The sequence below is a fragment of the Bacillus sp. NH11B genome, assembly GCF_001884205.1.
GTDB lineage: Bacteria > Bacillota > Bacilli > Bacillales > Bacillaceae_G > Bacillus_A > Bacillus_A proteolyticus.
In genome coordinates, this window is the sequence record NZ_MAOG01000109.1 from 138,542 (window position 1) to 160,093 (window position 21,552).

Here is a 21,552-nt window from a genome sequence, read left to right on the forward strand (position 1 = left end):
TCTCCCCCTCTAAACCACTCTCATCACGCCTCAATATTAAAACTAATATCAAGTGCTTTCACTGAATGTGTTAACGCCCCAAGTGAAATATAATCCACTCCTGTTTTTCCGTATTTCGATAAATCTTCAATTGTAATGCCACCTGAAGCCTCCGTAACGATGGCACTCGGTACAATTTTTGAAAACTCACGAATCTCATCTGGCGTGCGATTATCGAACATGATAATATCTGCGCCGGCCTCTACCGCTTCTCTCACTTGCGCCTCCGTCTCTGTTTCGACTTCTACTTTCACCATATGTCCCAATCTTTCTTTCACCGATGTAACAGCTTTTGTAATCGATCCAGTAAACGTAATATGATTGTCTTTAATCATGACACCATCATACAAACCGAATCTGTGGTTAAATCCACCTCCGCACACTACCGCATATTTATCAAACATACGTAGTCCCGGCATCGTTTTTCTCGTATCACAAATACGCGTATGATTGCTATCTAACGTAAGTACTGCTTTACGAGTCATCGTTGCTATCCCGCTCATACGCTGAATAATATTTAATATAACGCGCTCCGCTGTTAATAAAGATGCAATAGGCCCTTTAGCTGTTGCTATAATTTCACCTTTTTCTACTAAGTCCCCATCTTTTTTATGGAGTGTAACTTCAATTTTTTCATCAATTAGTTTAAAACCCTCTTCTATCACTAAACTCCCCGCAAAGACCCCTGTATCCTTTACAAGAAACGTTCCTTTTGCAATTGCATTATCGGGAAAGATAAGCTGCGATGTTACATCTCTTTCTCCTATATCTTCTAGAAAAAATCTATTTAGCGCTTCCTTAATTTTTAATGTGTTCATAAAACCCCTCTTCTCCTCATTAAACCAGTTGTAGTTTTCTTCTCACTCGAATAATCTCTTTCCTTACTTTATTTCTTTCTGGATAATCACTGCGATAATGACCACCAATACTTTCTTCTCTTTGCAATGCTGATACTGTTATAAGCTCACAAACTGTTAACATATTAATAAGCGTAATCTCTTCATCTGTAAGAGCATCATATTGTAATATCATATTTCTCACACCGTATCTACTAAACCATCTCATAGCATATGATAAATTTTTCTCTGTTCGCACAATCCCAACATACTTCATCATGTATTCTTGTATTTCTTCTTTCAAAGGTAAATCATTAAGAGCTATAAAACTTTTTTCTCTTTCTTCTGATATACTTTTTCTTTCTTGTGCTGGTCTAGCTAAAATGTGTTTTCCTATCCGCCTTCCGAACACAAGACCTTCCAATAATGAATTACTCGCCAATCTGTTCGCACCATGAACTCCATTACACGCCACTTCACCGACCGCATATAAGTTGGAAATGGACGTCTCCCCATCACAATTCGTCTTCACGCCGCCCATATGAAAATGAGCACCCGGTACGACCGGAATAAGGTTCTCTTTTAAGTCAACGCCATTCTTTTTACATAATGATGAAACAGTCGGAAAACGCTGTTCAAAGTTTTGAATAGTTTCGATGTTTAAGTACACTTTTTCACCCGCAAGAAGTTGTTCATGAATAGCTCTTGCCACTACATCACGCGGAGCAAGATCTTTCCCGGGATGTATATCCATCATAAAACGCTGTCCCTTTTCATTTATAAGGACAGCTCCTTCCCCGCGGACTGCTTCAGAAACGAGACCGCAACATCGCCCGCCCACGTATAACATTGTCGGATGAAATTGTACAAATTCTAGATCAACTAGTTCACCACCAGCTCGATATATCATCGCAAGTCCATCTCCTGTAATTGTCTCGTCATTCGACGTAAAGGCATACAAACCACCTATTCCGCCTGATGCTAACACCGTATAATCAGCATAATAACGCTTCAGCTCTCCTTCACTATTTCGTGTTAAAGCCCCTATGCATTTATTATTTTCTATCATAAAATCGAGCACCATCTCTTGCTCTACAACAGTAACGTACGGAACTACTTCTTGAATTAAATGTTCTAATAAATTTTTGCCAGTTGCATCTCCTCCCGCATGTAAAATACGACGTTTTCGATGCGCTCCTTCTTTACCAAGGTGGAGCTCTTTTTCATCCCCATCAAATTTCATCCCATTTGTAATAAGCTTATTTATTTCTTTCGGCCCCTCTTCAACTAAATACCGAACTGCCTCTTCATTGTTATAATGACAACCTGCCACTAATGTATCTTCAAAATGCCCACTCGGATCGTCATATGCAGCAACAGCCGCTGCAATTCCCCCTTGAGCTAAATATGTATTGTTATTGCGTCCTGTTTTTTTTGTGATAATTATCACATTCTTTTCGTGACAAAGCTCTTTTGCAACACGAAGTGCCGCAACGCCACTTCCAATAATCAAGACATCTGCACTTGGCATAATTGTTGCCTCCTACTTTACACTTTTCAACTGTCTTGACACCTATATTTACATAGTTTTAAAATAATGACAAGAGTTTTTTTACAATTCTTATTTTCAATATCATTCTCAAAACGAAAATAAACATCACTCTTACTGAAGAGAGGAATTCACATGATGATATATCTTGATTACGCAGCAACAACACCTATGAGCGAAGAAGCTTTAGAAACATATATACAAGCGACGAAAACATATTTCGGAAATGAACAAAGTTTACACGATATTGGTGGAAGTGCATCTTCTTTATTACAAGTTTGTAGAGAAACATTTGCAGAAATGATCGGTGGGAAGGAACAAGGTGTATTCTTCACAAGCGGTGGTTCAGAGTCTAACTATCTTGCGATTCAATCACTTCTAAATGCTAGAAATGAGAAACATATTATTACGACACCTATGGAACACGCATCGATTCGAAGTTATTTTCAATCCTTACAATCGCAAGGCTATACAATTACTGAAATTCCTGTTGATAAAAGCGGGCTAATTCATTTAGCAGATTTAGAAGCAACTATTACGGAAAATACTGTTCTAGCAAGCATACAGCATGGAAACTCTGAAATCGGAACCGTTCAAAACATTACAGAAATCGGGGCACTTTTAAAAAGATATAATGTTTTATTTCATACGGATTGTGTGCAAACATTTGGTAAACTGCCTATCCATGTTTTTGAGATGGGGATTGATAGCCTTTCTGTTTCAGCACATAAAATATACGGCCCAAAAGGTGTCGGCGCTTGCTATATAAATCCGCAAATGCGCTGGGAACAAGTATTTCCGGGAACTTCTCATGAAAAAGGGTTTCGCCCTGGTACAGTGAACGTTCCTGGCATCGCTGCTTTTTTAACGGCTGCAGAGCATATATTAAAAAATCAAAAGAAAGAGAGCTTCCGTTTTCAAGAGTTACGATCCTATTTTTTAAAGCAATTACAAACACTTCCTCTAGAAATTGAAGTAGAAGGTCATTCTACTTCTTGTTTACCACATATTATTGGGGTTACAATAAAAGGAATAGAAGGTCAATATACAATGCTAGAATGTAATCGTCATGGTATTGCCATTTCCACCGGAAGTGCTTGCCAAGTCGGTAAACAAGAACCTTCAAAAACAATGGTCGCAATTGGAAAAACGTATGAAGAGGCAAAACAATATGTCCGCTTTTCTTTCGGACATCACACAACGAAAGAACAAATTGATACAACTATTCATGCACTACACACAATTGGAAATCAATTTTATAGAGGTGTTAAATCATAATGAAACAAAATGATCAAAAAAAGATTTTAGGTGAAGAAAGACGTCAGCTTATTCTTCAATGGCTTCTCGCTGCAAATGAACCATTATCGGGGAGTGAGTTATCTAAAAAAACAAATGTAAGTAGGCAAGTTATCGTACAAGATATTTCCTTACTAAAAGCACGAAATGAACCCATTATTGCGACTGCTCAAGGATATTTATATTTAAAACCACAAGCGAAGCAACAAGCTTTTGAACGCGTAATCGTATGCCAACACAAACCAGCCGAAGTACGCCAAGAACTTACAATGTTAGTGGACCACGGTGTTACGATTAAAGACGTAAAAGTTGAGCATCCTGTATACGGCGATTTAACAGCATCGATCATGGTAAGTAATCGCTTTGATGTAGAGCAATATTTACAAAAAATCGAGAACACAAACGCTTCCTACCTTTCGCAACTAACAGATGGTATTCACTTACATACAATCGAAGCAGATTCTAAAGAGAAATTAGATGCTGCTTGTGAGGCACTAGACCGTGCTGGATTTCTCGTTTATTAATTAATGTAAAGCACAGAGTTTTTCATCATTCTCTGTGCTTTTATTTTGTAAATGATATAATATTGTAATCAATTGTAAAGGAGGTCAAATATGGGAATTGAACTCGTTCACTTTAGCACCGGTAAACCGAAACAAATGAAATATGGCGAAGATAAAGAAATGATAACAGGTATATGTAAAGATCCTACAGAAGAGGCCTTTCTCTCAAAAGATGGATTCCGTGGTGATGATGTAGCAGATTTAAAACATCACGGGGGACCTGACCGCGCTGTTTGTGTGTATCCATACGAACATTACGCACTATGGGAAGAAGAATTCCAAACAACACTTCCAGCTTCCACATTTGGCGAAAACATTACCGTAACAAATATGTTAGAGCGTGATGTTTGCATCGGAGATACATATCAACTAGGTGAAGCAATCATTCAAGTAACACAATCGAGAGTACCTTGTAGCACTATTTCAAAACGCCTCGGTATTCCTGGCATACTTCCTCGCATTGTAGCAACTGGATATACTGGATACTTATGCCGCGTTCTTCAAGAAGGTGCTGTACGTAAAGATTCTAAAATGACATTACTAGAGCGTCAACCGAGTAATGTTTCTGTTCTTTTCTCTAACGAAATCTATTTCCATAATAGAAAAGATAGAGATGGCATTGAGAAGATTCTTGCTGTACCAGAACTAGCAGACATTTGGCGTGATCAGTTAGAGGATCGGCTTGCGAAGTTAAAATAAAGAATCCCACCTTCTGCAGGTGGGATTTTATTAATCTAGCAAAATTATCTCCGTTGATTCAATAGAATAGACAGCTTGCTCTGCCCCAAACCGATAATACGTTTGAATTAATTTCATACGTAACCGTTCTAAAAGTTTACGCGAAGGTATATTAGCCATTTGTGTTACTGCAATTACTTTTGATAAATGTAATTCCCGAAAACCATACTGAATTACAGCCTGAACAACTTCTGTTGCATAGCCAACTCCCCAGTACATCGGTAAAAATTGATAAGATACTTCAATATCTTTATTAACATCATTTGGATCGAGCGATACTACTCCCAAAAATGCTTTTGTTTCCTTCTCTTTAACAATCCAATACCAACAGTTTTCTTCCGGATGCAACATATCATTCAAAACATCTCTAATCGACTCTTCTTCACGCGGTCCACCAAGATATTTTCTCACTTCTTCATTTAAATATAGTTCTTTTATACTTTCGTAATCTAATTCATGAACTGTATTTAATAAACAACGTTTCGTTTCAAGCAAGTTTAACAGCCTCCTCGCTTTTTACAACCAATAAGAAGAATAACTCCCCAGCACAGTAACAGAAAAACCGAGCGCTTCAAGTTCCATCGTTACGCCTGGCAATAATACGTCATCGTATGCTTTATCGACATCGATTAAGAAAAAGTAATTTCCAAGACCTGTTTTCATTGGGCGAGATTCGATTTTTGATAAGTTCAATTTTCTCCATGCGAAAGCTGATAACACTTGATATAGCGCTCCTGCATAATCCGCAGGTAACGTTATCATAAGTGTCGTTTTCTCTCCGCGATTTTCTCCGTTGTTTGGGAGTACTGCTTTCTTTTTCTTATGCAGAACAAGGAAACGCGTATGATTGTTTTTATGCGTATGAATGTCACGCCTTACAATTGTTAATCCGTATTTTTCTGCCGCTGCTTCATTTGCAATGGCGGCGATTTTTTCTTCAGGATGTTCTTTCACATATTGCGCAGCAGCGCTTGTTGATGTCATATCACGAACGGTTACCCCTTTTAATTCCTCATTTAAAAATTTATGGCACTGTGCAATAGCATGTGGATGAGAATGTACAGCATATACTTCTTCCCACACTTCTGCATACCGGGGATGTACAAGTAAGTGTTGCTGAATCGGTACTGTAATTTCTCCTACAATAGAAAGTGGTTGCTCATGTACAAGGTAATCGACAGTTATATTTACTGAACCTTCAATCGCATTTTCTAACGGTACAACTGCGAAGTCCACATTTTCATTTGCAGCTGCATCTATACAATCTGGAATCGTTCGATACGGTACATGCTCCGCTTCCGGAAAAAAACGACTCACCGCCATATTTGTAAATGTTGCTTCTGGTCCTAAATATCCTACTCGAATCATCGTCTTTTCCCCTCTTTTTCGTTTTCTTACTGTTATACCATACTTTTTTATATTCTTCTATGTAAATTTCGAATATTAAAAAAAGACTAACATCCGCTAGTCTAAATGTTTCCTATATTCTCTTTGAGCAAAAAAGAAATAAATGATGCATGCAGCGATATAATACAGAATAAACAAACCTACTTTTCTTAATGAACCGTCCATAAAGAAAGTATTATGAAACGTATATAACGCAACTGCACTATGCATACTTCCTACTATAATTGGCGCAAAAAATAGCATACACAATTGCCAACGAGAAATTTTCCACACTTCTTCCTTCGTCATTCCAAGTTTGGAGAGCGCACCATACTGTTTACGATCCGATGCAATATTATGAAACCATTTAAAATATACGATACTACATGAAGTAAGAAAGAATAATATACTAATGAATGAACCTACAAATAGAGTAATATCACCGCCTTCTTTCATACTCACATAGAATTCCATATTACTTCGAAATGCATTATTATTATCTTGTTTCATATGTTTACGTAAATCTGCATTTAATTTCTTTGTATTTTCGATATTTGGTAATGTGTAGCCTCTATATATCATTTTTTCAGAATCCGGAATTGTATTTGCTATACTGTTAAAATCTTCATCATTCATGACGAAAAACAGACCATTAATGTATGAAGGGTGATAGTTAAATTGTACCCCTTCCTTCTGACCGTTAAATACCAATTGATGCGTTTGATTCATTACTTGTAATTGAATCCCTTTTTGATCATATAAATTCGGATGATTCCGCTTATTATAATAAACAAGTGTAACTGTTCCTTTTTTAGGATGATACGTTCTCTGCTTTTGTTTTCTTGCCTCTTGATTGTATTCACTTTCCTTTATAAGCGGCGTTACTTCTGTTTCCCCCTTATTGGACTGAAAAGATGCATACACTCCAACAAAACTCATGTATTGAAAATCATCATACCCATATTGATGCAGCAGTTTTTCAACCGTACCTTCCTCAAAGACTTCATGAGCAGAAGTACCTTTCTCTATGTACGAAAATGAGTGTACCCCTCCGTCCCTCCACATATCTTGCATACTAGAAAAATATAAGAACACCGTACCGGTTGCCGTAACTACAAACGTCGTTGCCATAGACATCAGAAAGAAAAAGCGACCATTTTCTTTCATTCGATGTGACAATTGGTTTACTATAAATAAATACGGATATGTATACATAATCTTTTTATTTCGTTTTATCATTTCTAATATTTGTGTAACGCCGTGTGTAAATGAGAAATACGTTCCAAAAGAAATTAATATAACAACAGGAAAAAAGTATAATGCTATCGTTGGCATCGTCGCTTGTAGCGATAACGTATATCCCATCCCTAAACAAGCAAAACCGAATAAACAGAGCCACTTTGATGTTTTCCGCTCTTTTTTATCCGTTCGAAATTCTTTCAATAACCGAATGATTTTTATATTCCATATTCGTAAAGCACTTATAAAAGATAAAACAGCAAATACGACCATATACGCAATAAACGTTCCCCCAATTGCTCTCACGTCAAATATAACAGGGAGTTCTTTCGGGAGACGAAGTAACATACTAAACACCATGAAGAAGAGCTTTAAAAAGATCATGCCAAGCCCAATACCGAAAATATTAGCAAACATTCCAATTAATATTTGCTCGGTCATAATCACTCCTATTACGTTAGATTTCGTTGCTCCCATTAACATATATAACCCTAGTTCTTTCTTACGCGCTTCTATGAAAATAGAAGTAGAGTACAAAATAAATATGATAAAAAAAGAAATAATTATAATGTTACATATGATAAGACCCCAGCGTACATTTTGATACCACATCGTCTCTTGCATATACGGATGTACAATGACAGACATATATGCAAAAGACGCAAATATTGCAAAACAACTACTTAAGAAAAACACTTTATAATTACGCCAATTTCCCTTTATATTTTGCAGCGCTAGTTGCCGAATGTTCATCTATCGTCCCCCTGTAACTTACTACATAGGCAAAAAGCTAGAGGTTTCCCTAGCTTTTTACGTGTTTTAAATATCCTCTTTGCGCGATCATAAAGTAAATGGCAGAAGCTACAATGTATGCGCCAATTACAATCGCACCTGATTTCCATAAATCAATATAAAGCATTTTCCCTAACGTATGAAGAGCAAATCCACTATGCATTGCACCGATTAAAATCGGGATAAAGAAGATAACACCCATTTGACGAATTGCAATTTTACGAATTTCTTTATCTGTCATACCGATTCTCTTTAATGATTTAAATTGAATACGGTCTTGTTCTTTATCGTTAAACCATTTAAAGTATGTCATGCTACAAGCGAAGAAGAAGAACAGTACTGCTACGAAAAAACCGATGAACATTGTAATTGCTCCTGATTCTCTTATATCTTTATAAGCAAACACTGAATTCTTCAGTTCTCCTTGCTTTTCTGGCGCAATTTCCTTTTTCAAATCTAACACAAGGTCTTCAGTACTCTTCCAATCTTCAATATAATAACCATAATATTTCGTCTTTTCTTCATCTGGTACGAGTTTTGCGTATTTCTCAAAATCTTGATCATTCACAATGAGATATTCATCATCATTAAAAACAGAATATGAAGTTGGTTCATTTAACTGAACAGACTGTTTTTGCCCATTAATTGTAATTTCGTATGGCTTCGTACGATCTATCTTCACTAGATCATTTGTCATATCACTCATGATCATCGTCGCACTACCTGGTGCATTATGAACTTCTCTAACTTCTTCCCTTTTTTGTTTACGCACTTCCGCATTATATTCTTTCTCTGCAATAATCGCTGTTGGCACTTCATGTTCACTGTTAAAAAACGTTATTTTCTGCGTTGCAGGTATTTTTACGTAGGTTATTTTTCGTGCATCTTCAAATCCATTCTTTTTTAATAATACCTGTACTTTTTCCTCGTTAATAATGGTATGCGTATTTATACCCTTTTCCTCATATGAAATAGCATGTGGCGTAAGATCTATCGTTTTCGCACTCATATTTTCAAAATATACATAAAGCGTACCAACTGCTGAAGAAACAACAGCTGTAATGATAGAAATAACAAATAGAAAACGCGCATTATCTTTCATTTTATAAATAAGATTGCTAAGGACGAACATGTTTGGATATGTATAAAATGATTGTTTTCTTTTTTGCAATGCTTTTAATACGACTGTACTACCTTGTGTAAATAGTAAATACGTTCCTCCAATTGTCAGTCCGACGATTGGTAAGAAATACATTATAAAATTCATAATTGTTACTTGGAAACAAAGGACATACGCAGCAATAATACATCCTATTCCTGCTACACATAACCATGTAAATGCAAACGGCTCTACTTTTTGTTTTCTAGCTTCCCTTAATAAATCAATAATTTGCAAACGTCCTACTGTCCAAACACTAAACAATGATAGGATTAAAAAGAGGATAAAGTATATGCCAGCTGTAATCAGAACTGCTTTTCCATTCCACACAAGCGGCAATGTTTTATCAACCTTTAGTAAGACACTGAGTGCTTGGAAAAATAGTTTTGAACAAAGCATTCCAATCCCGATACCTACTACAATTGCAATACTACCTAACATAAGTTGTTCTAATATAATCATTCTGCCAAGTTGAGACTTTGTTCCACCTATTAATGTTAATAAACCGAATTCTTTTTTTCTTGCTCGTAAAAACGTTGAATTTGCATATAAAATAAAGAGTGCTGAGAAGATGACTACGATGTAATTCATTGATTCTAACCCTTTTGTAATCATCGTCTTCATACTAATATTACCGCTGACGACATCTGGATGATAAATGAAGGAAGCATACATGAAAAATACGACAATCGATAAACAACTACTAATAAGAAACGCTTTATAATTACGCCAATTTCCTTTTACGTTATTAAGCGCGAGCTGGCGAAAGTTCATGATATTCTCCTCCTAGCATCGCAAGTACGTCTAGAATTTCTTGGAAAAAGGCTTGCTTCGTTCTTCCTTTATGTATTTCTGAGAAAATCTCTCCATCGCGTATGAAAAGTATGCGTTCACAATAACTAGCCGCTACTGGATCGTGCGTTACCATTGCAATTGTCACTTTCTTTTGTTCATGTAAGTCTTGCAACGCACCCATTAATGATTTTGCTGACTTCGAATCTAAATTACCAGTCGGCTCATCTGCTAAAATTAACGTCGGTTCATGAATGATCGCTCTCGCAGCAGCTGCACGTTGTTGTTGTCCACCTGATACTTCGTATACTTTTTTATTTAAAATTTCTTCGATGTTTAAAAACTTCGCAATTTCAAGTACTTTCGCGTCAATTTCTTTTACAGATTTCTTCGCCATTACAAGAGGCAAAATAATATTTTCTTTAATCGATAACGTATCAAGTAAGTTAAAATCTTGGAAAATGAATCCTAAATGTGTACGACGAAACTCTGCTAATTTTGCAGCACGCATTTGATTAATTTCTTCACCATTTACAAGCACATGACCTGAAGTTTGTTTATCAATTGTTGCTAATAAATTTAAAAGCGTTGTTTTCCCGCTCCCTGAAGGCCCCATAATTCCTACAAATTCGCCTTCTTCAATTTTAAAATTTATATCATGTAAAGCAGTCGTCGCTACTGAGCCTTTTGATTGGTACACCTTTGTTAATCCCTTTACTTCAAGAACACTCATTTCTAATCCCCCTATGTGTTTTCTTCTTACATTTACTATAAGAAAAATAAGAAAAAGAAACGAGTGATTTCCCTTACAAAACGTTTTGTTATCTTACAGTTTTGTCATTTTTCTCATCAATGTATGATATTCTTCATCTTTTGCAAATTGGAACGTGAATGTCGTTCCTTCTCCTTCAGCCGATTGCACATACATTCCATGATGTAAGTTATCGCAAATTTCCTTCGTAATATATAAACCCATTCCAGTCGCTTCTCTCGTTTTACGGCCATTTATCCCCGTAAAGAATGGATCAAATATGCGCTTTACATCTTGCTCTGGAATACCAATTCCATTGTCCTTAATATGTAATAACACCTTTTGATCTTTCTCTTCAATTTGAAATTGAATTTCCTTTTTCTCTGCTTCTGAAATTTTTGTATACTTAATTGCATTTACAACAATTTGGCTCATGGCGATACTAAGCCACTTTCTATCAGACGCAATCATACAAGCTTCTTCTTCAACCATCAGTTTCGGAAATACAGAAGATTGAATGAACGACTTTCGATTTTCATTAATAATATCTCGAATGACATCTATAACATTTACTACTTCTACTTTATAATCCTTCGCAAACTGATCTAATCTTGCCATATGTAACGCTAAATCTAAGCCATTTAAAATACGGTTATTTTCTTCACGAATACTTTCAATCGCTCCCCTTGCCTCACGATGTTCCTTACCATATTTCTGTAACAATAATTCAATAACAGATACTGGGGTTTTCATTTGATGAATCCATTGGTTCATAAAAATCATTTGCTGTTGCTCTTTCGTATGCTGTTTATGAACTTCATTCATATATTGCTGCCTTAATAACGTAAACGATTCAACGACCATTTCTTGCTCTAATGTGTAAGAAGCATCTATAAGTAACGAATCGTGTAACGTATGTCCACCGGCAATATACTTTTCTATTCTCTTTAAAAACACACTTCGTTTTCGGTAATCGTAAATAAGGTATACACTAAACACAACTGTCCCCAATAAAAGGCCATATAACCACGTACTCCAGTCAAGTGATCGCTTTTCTAAAAGACTTTGCAACTGCAATACGACCCCAAATAAACAAAGGCTTATAATGTAAGAAAGGATTAAGGAAAAACGATCTATGAGGTAACTTTTAACCTTCATGCCCTTCGCCCCACTCAGTTAGAAGCGCATAACCATATCCACGTTTCGTTACAATTGCATTTTTAATGCCTAGCTCCTCTAGCTTCTTCCTTACACGTTTCACATTTACAGTTAATGTATTATCATCAACAAATGCTACTTCATCCCATAAAGCCTCTAACAACTCTTCACGCGTTACGTATTGATTCGCTTGTTTCATTAAACATTCTAATAAATAAAACTCATTTTTTGTAAGTTCCGTTTGTTGCCCTTTCCACTCTACTGTGTGCTGTGATGGGAATAATAACAACCCATTGACACCTAAACAATCACTTTCCGCTGCCAAAGCATACTCACCATATCCACGGCGAAGTGCACTCTTCACCTTTGCCATTACGATATCTAAATGGAATGGCTTCGTAATATAATCATCCCCACCATTCTCAATCGCCATCACTTGATCCATTTCACCTGTTCTGGCGGAGACAAAAATAATCGGTGCATTCGATACTGTGCGAATTTGACGACACCAATAGAAACCATCAAAGTACGGTAAATTAATATCGAGTAACACTAGATGTGGATTTATTTTTACGAACTCATCTTTTATATGACGTAAATCACTTACTCTAAATGATTGATAGCCATACCTTTCTAAATGCTCCTCTAATATTCCCGCGATTTTCTCATCATCTTCCACAATTAATATTTTATACATGTACTCTTTCTCCCCATAAATATTCTTCTAAAATTACTCCTTTTTCTATTATAAATTGAAAATTTAATTAGTGGGGATTTTTTCCTATAAGAATCGGACTTTTACGATATAAAGTGAAACTTTAATCCACCTTCACCAATCTGGCGTTTACGGGCAGTAAGGATCCCACCTAACTTCTTTGCCCCAGCTGAATTTTGAGATGGGAGTTTTACTGCCCACAAATAGCGGGATAAAAAAAAGACCGCCATATTTCGGCAGTCTTAATCGATAAATTCAAATTCATATTCAAGAATTTTGACAATATCTCCGTCTTTTGCACCACGTGCACGAAGCGCTTCATCAATACCCATTCCACGCATTTGACGAGCGAAACGACGTATAGATTCATCACGTGAGAAGTCCGTCATTTTGAATGTCTTCTCGATATCGTAACCAGAAATAACAAACGTGCCGTCACTTTCACGTGTAATTTCAAATTTAAGACTTTCAGCATCAAATTTGTACATTACACTTGCTTCAGACTCTTCGACAACATCGTACATTGGGAATTCTGGTGTTGTTTCTAATAAGTTCGCTACTTCAAATAGTAAATCACGAACACCTTGTTTCGTTACAGCTGAGATTGGGAAGATTTTTACTTCGTCTCCCACTTTCTCTTTAAATGCTTGTAAGTTTTCTTCTGCATCTGGCATATCCATTTTGTTTGCTACAACAACTTGTGGACGCTCTGTTAAACGCATATTGTATTCTTTTAATTCATTATTGATTGTGACATAATCTTCATATGGCTCACGGCCTTCTAAACCAGACATATCAATAACATGCACGATTACACGTGTACGCTCGATATGGCGTAAGAATTGGTGTCCAAGTCCAACGCCGGCATGTGCGCCTTCAATTAGTCCAGGAAGGTCAGCCATAACGAAGCTGCGGTTATCACCAGTTTCAACAACTCCAAGATTCGGAACGATTGTTGTAAAGTGATACTCTGCAATTTTCGGACGTGCTGATGATACAACAGATAATAATGTAGATTTACCTACACTTGGGAATCCAACAAGTCCAACGTCTGCTAGTACTTTAAGTTCTAGAATAACATCACGTTCTTGACCTGGTTCCCCGTTCTCAGCGATTTCTGGCGCTGGGTTCGTTGCTGTTGCGAAACGTGAGTTACCACGGCCACCACGGCCACCTCTTGCGATTACAGCTGTTTGTTCATGCGTTACTAAATCGGCAAGAATTTGACCTGTTTTTTCATCTTTTACTATTGTTCCTGGTGGAACCTTTACGATTAAATCTTCAGATTTACGACCGTGCTGACCTTTACTCATTCCGTGCTGACCGCGATCAGCTTTGAAATGACGTTGGTAGCGGAAATCCATTAATGTACGTAAGCCTTCTTCAACAACAAAAACAACATCTGCACCTTTACCACCGTCGCCACCTGCTGGGCCACCTTTAGGTACATACTTCTCACGACGATACGCAACCATTCCGTTACCACCGTCGCCGCCTTTTACATATATCTTGACCTGATCTACAAACATTATTTCACCACACTTTTTTCGATTAGTTGTAATATAACTGAGACTTCTTCGTCTCGTACTGTATAAGAAATGGAATACCATTTATTGTTTTGGTTCGCAAGCCAATTCTGTAGTTCTTCTACACTCGTTAGCTTACCACGAAAATCAAAAAAGAAACGAGCATTCTCCGCGTCACATTCAATTGTGATACAAACATAATTTTCAACATATACGTCTAAACTATGCTGAAGCATTGAGAAAAATTGATTCGTCCATGTACATACAGTCTCATCTAGATGAGATAAGTTATGTAATTTCCCTAATACTTCGTACTCCAATAAGCACGGCTGCTGTTTCCAATTATATGTTAAAATCCACTCTGAAAATAAAGGCATTGATAGCCCCATCAGATTGGATTCTTGTCTCGCTTCTTGGACAAAACGATCGATGAGCCTATGAATCTCTTCCACTTTTCCAAGGGAAAGGTTTCCTTTAACCATCTGCAAACGATTGAGCCAATCATGTCTTGAGTGGCTCAACGCATCTATAATTGTCCATTTTTCATTCATTTAGATACCCCTTAATATAGAAAAACTCTAACCTGCACTCAGGTTAGAGTTTTCCGTGAGTTCTTATGCTTCTTGAGCAACAGGATATACGCTCACTTGTTTGCGGTCACGGCCAAGACGCTCAAAGCGTACTACGCCGTCAACTTTCGCGTATAAAGTGTCATCGCCACCACGACCAACGTTAACACCTGGATAAATTTTTGTACCGCGTTGACGGTAAAGAATTGAACCACCTGAAACCGTTTGACCATCTGCGCGTTTAGCACCAAGACGTTTTGACTGAGAGTCACGACCGTTCTTTGTACTACCTACACCTTTCTTAGATGCGAAAAACTGAAGATCTAATCTTAACATACGTTACACCTCCTGCACTTTTTCTATTAAACGGATATACTTTCCGTAATCAAGTTCGATCGTCTTTAGCGAAACAACCAATCCTTCTAAAAGCGTTTGTGCTTTTTCTGCTGCATGAACGTCTAAATCATTAGGCAATTCATACGTTAAGAATCCACCATCACTTCCGAGTTCAATAGTTGCCTGCACATTACAAAGCTCTTCCACTGCATTTATAGAACCAAACACAACCGCTGTAGTTCCAGCACAGACAAGGTCTTGTCCATGTGGCGCATAATCGGCATGTCCAGTCATTTTAAATGATTGGATACTTCCTAATTTCGTGCGACTTATCGTAATTTTAATCATGTTAACCTGAATTAAGCGTTGATAGCTTCAACAACTAGCTTAGTGTAAGGTTGACGATGACCTTGTTTCTTACGATTGTTCTTTTTCGCTTTGTATTTGAAAACGATGATTTTCTTAGCGCGACCTTGTTTTTCAACTTTAGCAGTCACTGTTGCGCCTTCTACAACTGGGCTACCAACTTTAACGTTTTCGCCACCAACGAAAAGAACTTTGTCAAAAGTAACAGTTTCACCAGCTTCAACATCTAATTTTTCAATGTAGATTGCTTGACCAGCTTCAACTTTAATTTGTTTTCCACCTGTTTCGATAATTGCGTACATACTTGCACCTCCTCTTAATTACTAAGACTCGCCAAAAACGAGGTAGACATAAAATGTCTTTAGGGAACCTGTCTTGTGCGGTTGTAGCATATAGCCGTTTAGGTGCTATAAACTATAACATAAAGATGTTATCATGAATCATAGACTATTGTCAATAAATGTTCTGCTAACTATTTTTTCCGTTCTACAATTTCTTTCTTACTTCCAAATCGGATAATAGCGTACTTTTCGATACTATCATCTTTGAAATAAATTTCAAATGGAAGATTTTTTTGTAATTCTTTTTGTAGAAAATGCTTTTGCAAAATTTTCGGTGCAGCGATTAATACTGCTTCATCTTCTATATTGCCATATGTAATTAGTTCTCTCTCTAACTCATACGCAATCGTTTCATAAGACATAACATATCCCGTCGCTTTACAAGGTGCACATTCTTCTAATAATACGTCACGTAACGAATGTTTCTTACGTTTTCGCGTCATCTCCAAAATCCCTAACTCAGTAAACCCAAGCACTCTCGTATAAGTGCGATCATCTTGCATAGCAGCTATGAGACTTTCCCTTACCTTTTCTTTATCTTCTCGTCTTTTCATATTAATAAAGTCAATTAATATCATTCCGCCAATATCACGAAGTCTTAATTGACGAGCAATCTCTTCAACAGCCATTTCATTTGTACGAAGTACTGTATCTTGTAAATTTTGTTTTCCAGTAAACTTACCCGTATTCACATCAATTACAGTCATTGTCTCCATTTGTTCCACGATTAGATAGGCACCATTTGGCAGCCAAACAATTTTTTGAAGTGCTTTCTCAATTTCACGTTCTATTCCAAAATGATTAAACATCGAAGATTTTTCATTATAAAAGGATACTCTTTCTTTCCCTACTTTTTCTTCTAATTCTTTTACCACACTTCTTGTATCTACAACTACTTTTTCAATCGTTTCAATTGGGTTCTCCTGAAATACACGATCTAAAAACGTCGCTGGTCGATGAAGTAGTAACGGTGCCTTCCCCTGATCTTCTTTTCTTTTTAATTCTTCATATAGTTGTTGCAACCCTTGCATTTCAGCTTGTATTTCATCGATTGTTCCTTTTTCAGAAGCAGAACGGAATATATATCCTCCTGTCCCTTCCACTTCAATATGAAGTAACTCTTGTCTTCTCTTGTTATTTTTTATTTTCCGAGAAACAGCACGCATTTCATCATACGGCATATACACGACATATTTCCCAGTAAATTCTATCTTCGCCGTTAACTTTGGCCCTTTCGTATCAATTGCCTCTTTGACAACTTGTACAAGTATTGCTTGTCCCTCATGTATGCGATATGAAGGTGGTACATCATCGTATGAAAGATATGCATGTTTTTCTAATCCGATATTTACAAAGGCCGCATTCATTCCAGCAATTGTTCTTACGATACGTCCAACATAAATATGTCCGACAATTTCCTGCTCTTCATTACGTTTCCATAATAGCTCGACAACTTTTCGCTTCTCTTCTATCGCAACACGCTTTTCCGAACCAGTGTAATTAATATATAACGTCTTCAAAATTCTTTCCTCACTTTATAATTTTCTTTGCTTTTACAATAATAAAAGGTTAGTGTTATCGTCAACACTAACCTATCAATTCTTCAACAGATGAAGTTGTTCGTTTTTCAGCAAAATACGCATAGAGCAATTCATTTTCATCCAATGTGTAATGCTCTTTATATTTTCCATGGACGATAATAGAGTGTTTGTATCCTCTACGAAATTTCGTGAAAATCGTATATAAACGATCTTCTGTATTCACCTCAATAGGTGCAATTTTTTCAATATCTCTTTTATTCCCATAATAACGTTCTAATAAAAAGCGCATAAATGCGTACCGTCTTTGTTTCCATTCTTGATACAAAGAAATCGCTAGAAAAACAAGTAATACCCACATCATAATGTTATTACTATTCCAAAATAACTGCCACCCTAATATTACACTAAAAAAAACACATGACAATTTCATCATCTTTTCATGTGCTTGTAAATAAGGAAAACGATATGATAATACATTAAATAATACTTTTCCACCATCAAGTGGCCAAATAGGCAATAAATTAAAACCTAAAATAACGACATTATTCCATACAAAGAAATGATACAAATCATCAGTTACCCAACCCGCTTGATACAAAATATAAGCGACTGCAATCATCCATATATGCTGAATTGGCCCCGCTATAACGACAATTAATTCTTCTTTTAATGACTTATTCCCATGTTCTTCGAGCTCAGCTACGCCACCAAAGGGCAAAAGCTGAATTTGTTTAATACGCCAATTATAATATGCAGCTGCAAAAGCATGCCCAAGTTCATGAACTAGAACGATACAAAATAGTAATATTAATTCTTTAAAGCGTGCCGTGAAAATACCAATAATGATAATAACCCAAAACAATGGATGTACTGTAATTTTTGTTAAAACCTCTCTATATTTAATCAAATGAAATCACCTGAATCGGATCAATAAATTTTTCATTCTTTTTCATCGCGAAATAAAATTTGCCGTTTTTATTATTTTCGTCGCTATTCACCGTTCCGATTTTTTGTTTTTTTGAAACGTAATCATATAACTTCACTGACATATCGTTTAAATTTCCATACCAAGACTCCGTGCCATCAGCGTGTTGAATTTGAACTGTATTTCCAAGTTCCTCTTTCTTGCCCGCAAAAACAACTACACCTTCATTCACTGACTCAACCGTTGCATTTGTAGCCGTTTGAACAAATACACCTTGGCCATTTTTTTGAAACCCTTGCATCACCTTTCCAGAGGCAGGAATCGCATAATCCTTTTGCTGAATAGCCTTTTCTTTTTTCTCATTTGGAGAAAAGAAAACGAGAGGTTTTCCAAACTGCTTTTCATACCATTTCGATATAGTAGCAAATTGAAACTCTTCTTGCATAACTTTTTCTGTGACAGCTCTAGTACCATCAAAAGAAGAAGGTGCATTCTTAAATAAAATAGCAACTGAGAGAACTAATATTGCTGACAGCAAAACTTTGAAGAGAAAAACTTCTTTTCGAAATAGAGGGTGAATTTCCTTCTCTCCTTCTTCAATAAATACCGTGTCACTATCAAAGTCTCCTCCAGCAAAATACTGATCTTCCTCCATCCTTTCTTGCTCTGCTTTCCTTTTCGCAATCCGCTTTTTAATTTCTTCCACACGTCTATTCTTCATACTGTCTCCTTTCTTTAGTGAGCCTTATTCAAATAGAAACAGTTATATACAGTTTGTACATATGTATGAGTTATGGAAGAAAGATATTCATGCGAAGAAAAAAAGAAAGCACTCCGCATTTATGCGAAGTGCTTTTAACGAATTCCAAAGAAATTTTTCATCTTTGTAAATACCGATACTTTTTCTTGTTCAAATGCTTGTAATGGCACATTCTCACCTAACAAACGTCTTGCAATATTGCGATAAGCTATTGCTGCTTTTCCGCTCGGTTGCAACGCTACAGGTTCGCCTGTATTCGTAGCACGAATAACTTCATCATCATCTTCGACAACACCAAGAAGCTCGATTGACAATGTACGTACGATTTCATCAACATCTAACATATCCTGTTCATGAAGCATATGACTACGCACACGGTTAATGACAAGTTTCGGCGGTTCAATATCCTCTTTCTCTAAAAGCCCGATAATACGATCCGCATCACGCATTGAGGATACCTCTGGTGTTGTTACAACGATTGCTTTATCCGCACCTGCTACAGCATTTTTAAATCCCTGCTCAATCCCCGCAGGACAATCAATTAATATGTAATCATAATCTTGACGTAATACTTGTATTAATTCATCCATTTGTTCAGGTGTTACCGCCGATTTATCGCTCGTTTGTGCTGCAGGTAATAAATAAAGATCATCAAAACGCTTATCTTTAATAAGAGCCTGAGGTAAACGACAACGCCCTTCAACGACATCAACAAGATCAAATACAATACGATTTTCCAGCCCCATTACTACGTCTAAATTGCGTAAACCGATATCTGTATCAATTAAACACACTTTCTTTCCAGATAACGCAAGGGCTGTACCAATGTTCGCAGACGTTGTAGTTTTACCTACGCCGCCTTTTCCAGATGTAATTACTATTGCCTCTCCCACAGCTATACAATTCCCCTTTCTAACTTTGTTAAATTAGGTCTAAGATGAGTGAGAAGTTGCAGGCGATCGACAACAATGTGATTGTTCTCATTAATATACGCACATTCGGCCGCCTCCGCTCCGTCCTCTTTCTCTTCCGGAGCCCGCATTGTCACATCACTAATTCGGAGTTGCATAGGGTTCATAATAGATGCAGCAATAACAGCTTCTGAATCTCCATCATACCCCGCATGTGCAACCCCTCTTAGTGATCCCACGACAAAAATATTCCCCCCAGCGATAACCGTTCCGCCTGGATTAACATCTCCAATTAATAATAAATTTCCTTTTACATGTAACACTTGTCCAGAGCGAACAATTTTGGAAATAGGGACAATTTCTGTTTCTTCTTTCCAAGCTATTGCTTCTGCTTTTGTTATAACATCACTATCAATTGATTCCACAACAAGATTCTTCTTATTGCGAATTAACGTACGAATCTCTTCTTGTTGTACTTCTGTTAAATAACGATTTCCTACTTTAACACGCACTTCAATCAAAGAACGTCCGTCACCATCATAGTAATGTGTAGAAAGCTTTTCATCCAATTCTTTTAATAGTTCAGAGAATGAACAGCAATCATCTAAATGAAGTGTTATTCCATCTTTTGTCCCTTTTATCGTTACATTTTGTTGCTTTTTTTCTTCCACTAAAGTTCACCCCACCGATTCAATTCGACATAAAATTAGAAAATCCTTTTTTCTTTTTCTTCCATCGCTTTTGAAAGACGCACTAAATATCGTCTCAGTGGGAAACAAACTATCAATAAGAAAATTCCATTTAGCAATAAAGTAGCAAGGAGACGATCGGTGAAAAAGACATACGCCGACATGTGAGTACGCCCTAACAAAGTTAAAAATCCATACACATAATACTCTAATGCTGCAATACTAGCTAATACGATAGAAACAACAATAAATAAATTCAATTGCAATACCTTCATCGCACTATAAACTAAATATGTCAAAATTGGATAAGCAAATATATATATACCAACAAGTTCTGTGTATACGGTATCAAATAAGAAACCAAATAATAGTCCGTAGTAAATCCCTTGAACCAGACCATAGTACACTGTAATAAAACATAACACAATTATAAAGAAATGAGGTGCTGCTATACTGTCTTTCCAAAAGACGTCTGTTGGAACAACAGTAGAGAACATATTTTCAAATAAAAAAACAAAAAGGAGCAAAAGAGGAAGAGCTGCTCTTTTTAAAACTTTCATCATCTCTTCTTCCCC

General features: G+C 36.7%; 23 protein-coding genes and 1 other annotated feature. Of the genes, 3 read left to right on the plus strand and 20 right to left on the minus strand.

Going from position 1 to position 21,552, the window contains the following annotated elements; all coding sequences use genetic code 11:
* Positions 1-23 precede the first annotated feature (23 nt).
* Both nadC and nadB read right to left on the minus strand, forming a co-directional pair.
* The gene (nadC, locus tag BAU27_RS20055) at positions 24-857 is read right to left on the minus strand and encodes a carboxylating nicotinate-nucleotide diphosphorylase (protein ID WP_071745747.1); all 834 of its coding nucleotides are present in this window, start codon (positions 855-857) and stop codon (positions 24-26) included.
* A gap of 19 nt (positions 858-876) precedes the next feature.
* Positions 877-2,406: an L-aspartate oxidase gene (gene nadB / locus BAU27_RS20060; RefSeq protein WP_071745748.1), complete on the minus strand. Its 1,530-nt coding sequence runs from the start codon at positions 2,404-2,406 to the stop codon at positions 877-879.
* Positions 2,407-2,559: 153 nt separating this feature from the next.
* On the opposite strand from nadB, the gene BAU27_RS20065 reads away from it, so the two are divergent.
* The 3 genes from BAU27_RS20065 (at position 2,560) to BAU27_RS20075 (ending at position 4,982) form a co-directional block, all read left to right on the plus strand.
* On the plus strand, positions 2,560-3,702 hold the full coding sequence (locus BAU27_RS20065) for an IscS subfamily cysteine desulfurase (protein ID WP_071771727.1): 1,143 nt from the start codon (positions 2,560-2,562) through the stop codon (positions 3,700-3,702).
* Positions 3,702-4,244 (plus strand): transcription repressor NadR, encoded by a 543-nt coding sequence (locus BAU27_RS20070; protein WP_071745750.1) that lies wholly within the window; start codon positions 3,702-3,704, stop codon positions 4,242-4,244. Before BAU27_RS20065 ends, BAU27_RS20070 begins: the two co-directional genes overlap by 1 nt.
* A gap of 90 nt (positions 4,245-4,334) precedes the next feature.
* Positions 4,335-4,982 carry an MOSC domain-containing protein gene (locus tag BAU27_RS20075; RefSeq protein WP_071771728.1) on the plus strand — a complete coding sequence of 216 codons (648 nt, stop codon included), beginning with the start codon at positions 4,335-4,337 and terminating at the stop codon, positions 4,980-4,982.
* Positions 4,983-5,012: 30 nt separating this feature from the next.
* Here the strand turns inward: BAU27_RS20075 and BAU27_RS20080 are convergent, their stop codons facing one another.
* The 18 genes from BAU27_RS20080 to mreD form a co-directional block, all read right to left on the minus strand.
* A complete protein-coding gene (locus tag BAU27_RS20080) occupies positions 5,013-5,516 on the minus strand; it encodes a GNAT family N-acetyltransferase (RefSeq protein ID WP_071771729.1) in 504 nt (167 codons plus the stop codon).
* A gap of 21 nt (positions 5,517-5,537) precedes the next feature.
* Positions 5,538-6,389, minus strand: coding sequence for a prephenate dehydratase (gene pheA / locus BAU27_RS20085; protein WP_071745753.1), 852 nt, complete (start codon positions 6,387-6,389; stop codon positions 5,538-5,540).
* 96 nt (positions 6,390-6,485) lie between these two features.
* Positions 6,486-8,399 (minus strand): ABC transporter permease, encoded by a 1,914-nt coding sequence (locus BAU27_RS20090; RefSeq protein ID WP_071771730.1) that lies wholly within the window; start codon positions 8,397-8,399, stop codon positions 6,486-6,488.
* A gap of 49 nt (positions 8,400-8,448) precedes the next feature.
* Entirely contained in the window at positions 8,449-10,371 is a 1,923-nt protein-coding gene (locus tag BAU27_RS20095; protein ID WP_071771731.1) for an ABC transporter permease, read from the minus strand.
* Positions 10,346-11,122 (minus strand): ABC transporter ATP-binding protein, encoded by a 777-nt coding sequence (locus tag BAU27_RS20100; protein ID WP_000114521.1) that lies wholly within the window; start codon positions 11,120-11,122, stop codon positions 10,346-10,348. Before BAU27_RS20100 ends, BAU27_RS20095 begins: the two co-directional genes overlap by 26 nt.
* Positions 11,123-11,215: 93 nt before the next feature.
* Positions 11,216-12,298, minus strand: coding sequence for a HAMP domain-containing histidine kinase (locus BAU27_RS20105; RefSeq protein ID WP_071771732.1), 1,083 nt, complete (start codon positions 12,296-12,298; stop codon positions 11,216-11,218).
* On the minus strand, positions 12,288-12,995 hold the full coding sequence (locus tag BAU27_RS20110) for a response regulator transcription factor (RefSeq protein ID WP_071745757.1): 708 nt from the start codon (positions 12,993-12,995) through the stop codon (positions 12,288-12,290). Before BAU27_RS20110 ends, BAU27_RS20105 begins: the two co-directional genes overlap by 11 nt.
* Positions 12,996-13,255: 260 nt before the next feature.
* Positions 13,256-14,542: a GTPase ObgE gene (gene obgE, locus BAU27_RS20115; RefSeq protein ID WP_000497121.1), complete on the minus strand. Its 1,287-nt coding sequence runs from the start codon at positions 14,540-14,542 to the stop codon at positions 13,256-13,258.
* Complete coding sequence (locus BAU27_RS20120; protein WP_071745758.1) at positions 14,542-15,090, minus strand: sporulation initiation phosphotransferase B; 549 nt, start codon at positions 15,088-15,090, stop codon at positions 14,542-14,544. The genes obgE and BAU27_RS20120 overlap by 1 nt, the downstream gene beginning before the upstream one ends.
* 63 nt (positions 15,091-15,153) lie before the next feature.
* Positions 15,154-15,444, minus strand: coding sequence for a 50S ribosomal protein L27 (gene rpmA, locus BAU27_RS20125; protein WP_000944957.1), 291 nt, complete (start codon positions 15,442-15,444; stop codon positions 15,154-15,156).
* A 3-nt stretch (positions 15,445-15,447) separates the two neighbouring features.
* Entirely contained in the window at positions 15,448-15,792 is a 345-nt protein-coding gene (locus BAU27_RS20130; protein WP_001973720.1) for a ribosomal-processing cysteine protease Prp, read from the minus strand.
* Positions 15,793-15,803: 11 nt separating this feature from the next.
* Positions 15,804-16,112, minus strand: coding sequence for a 50S ribosomal protein L21 (gene rplU / locus BAU27_RS20135; RefSeq protein WP_000270907.1), 309 nt, complete (start codon positions 16,110-16,112; stop codon positions 15,804-15,806).
* 14 nt (positions 16,113-16,126) lie between these two features.
* Positions 16,127-16,205: a sequence feature (ribosomal protein L21 leader region), on the minus strand.
* A gap of 77 nt (positions 16,206-16,282) precedes the next feature.
* Complete coding sequence (locus BAU27_RS20140; protein ID WP_071771733.1) at positions 16,283-17,671, minus strand: Rne/Rng family ribonuclease; 1,389 nt, start codon at positions 17,669-17,671, stop codon at positions 16,283-16,285.
* Between the two features lie 67 nt (positions 17,672-17,738).
* Positions 17,739-18,599 (minus strand): M50 family metallopeptidase, encoded by an 861-nt coding sequence (locus BAU27_RS20145; protein WP_071745760.1) that lies wholly within the window; start codon positions 18,597-18,599, stop codon positions 17,739-17,741.
* Entirely contained in the window at positions 18,592-19,338 is a 747-nt protein-coding gene (locus BAU27_RS20150; protein ID WP_071745761.1) for a M23 family metallopeptidase, read from the minus strand. The genes BAU27_RS20145 and BAU27_RS20150 overlap by 8 nt, the downstream gene beginning before the upstream one ends.
* Before the next feature lie 134 nt (positions 19,339-19,472).
* Positions 19,473-20,270 (minus strand): septum site-determining protein MinD, encoded by a 798-nt coding sequence (gene minD / locus BAU27_RS20155; RefSeq protein WP_000503308.1) that lies wholly within the window; start codon positions 20,268-20,270, stop codon positions 19,473-19,475.
* 2 nt (positions 20,271-20,272) lie between these two features.
* The gene (gene minC / locus BAU27_RS20160; RefSeq protein ID WP_071745762.1) at positions 20,273-20,959 is read right to left on the minus strand and encodes a septum site-determining protein MinC; all 687 of its coding nucleotides are present in this window, start codon (positions 20,957-20,959) and stop codon (positions 20,273-20,275) included.
* A gap of 35 nt (positions 20,960-20,994) precedes the next feature.
* Positions 20,995-21,540 carry a rod shape-determining protein MreD gene (gene mreD, locus BAU27_RS20165; protein WP_000978711.1) on the minus strand — a complete coding sequence of 182 codons (546 nt, stop codon included), beginning with the start codon at positions 21,538-21,540 and terminating at the stop codon, positions 20,995-20,997.
* Positions 21,541-21,552 lie beyond the last annotated feature (12 nt).